This is a genomic window from Nibrella saemangeumensis (genome assembly GCF_039541915.1).
In the GTDB taxonomy this organism is placed as follows: domain Bacteria; phylum Bacteroidota; class Bacteroidia; order Cytophagales; family Spirosomataceae; genus Nibrella; species Nibrella saemangeumensis.
The window spans coordinates 1-1,071 of the sequence record NZ_BAABHD010000040.1 but is presented as its reverse complement, the minus strand read 5'-3'; the positions used below and the strand labels follow the sequence as shown (position 1 = coordinate 1,071).

At 56.0% G+C, this 1,071-nt stretch carries 1 pseudogene; it reads left to right on the top strand.

Annotated elements, in window-relative coordinates:
* Nucleotides 1-1,071: pseudogene (locus ABD949_RS18205) on the top strand (hypothetical protein); the annotation flags it as partial.

The window sequence follows — 1,071 nt, the reverse complement described above, 5'->3', positions numbered from 1 at the left end:
TCTTTGACGGTGACTGAACCAGGCCTGTTCTCGGTGGTCGTCACGGGTCCTACCGGCTGCACGGCCTTAGCCACCGTGGAGGTGGTGGATCAGACTACCCCACCGCAGAATGTCAGTTTGACTGTAAGTGGGCCGATTAGCTGTGATATTCCAACCGTTACTTTAACAGCTACCAGTTCTACTACTGGAGTAATCTACACCTTTATTGGTGCTGGTATAACGCTTCTGGATGGGCCCAATGCGGCAATTGTTAACCAGGCGGGCAGTTATACAGTGGTGGCTACTGCTCCAAGTGGATGTACATCAATCGCTACCGTTACTGTGCCCGGAGGAGGGACCGTTCCTGAAGGGCTTTCCTTAACGGCGAGCGGTGTGTTGACTTGTCTGGTTGAGTCAGTTACATTAACGGCATCTAGCGCTACGCTGGGGGTAGTTTACACTTTTGTCGGGCCGGGCATAACCGCTACCGGATCAAACACGGCGGTGGTCAACCAGCCGGGTACGTATACGGTGCTTGCTACAGGAAATAATCCCAATTGTATTGGGGTTGCATTAGTGAATGTTATTCTAGACACCACGCCCCCACAGAATGTTAGTTTGACCGTCAGCAATCCCCTGACATGCATTCTGCCTAATGCTACTATTACGGTAGGCTCGAACACAACGGGCTTGACGGGCTTTCTCTTTACAGGACCGGGTCTGCCTTTGGAGGGCCTGCTGAGCAGTGTGGGCAGCCTAACGGTCACCGAGCCGGGTATCTTCTCGGTAGTGATCACGGAGCCCACGGGCTGTACGGCCTTAGCAACCGTCGAGGTGGTAGATCAGACCACTCCGCCAGCTAATCTCTCCCTAACGGTGAGTGCGGCCCTGAGCTGCACGGCTTTGACGGCTACCTTGACAGCGACTACCTCCACGACGGGCGTGATCAGCTACAGCTTTGCGGGTCCATTGGGGGCGGTCATTACTCAGAACGGCAGTGCCATCGCCACAGTGAACCTGCCGGGCAGCTACACCGTCACGGCCACCGGCCCTGGCGGGTGCAGCTCCACCGCCATTGTGGTGGTGGCTCCG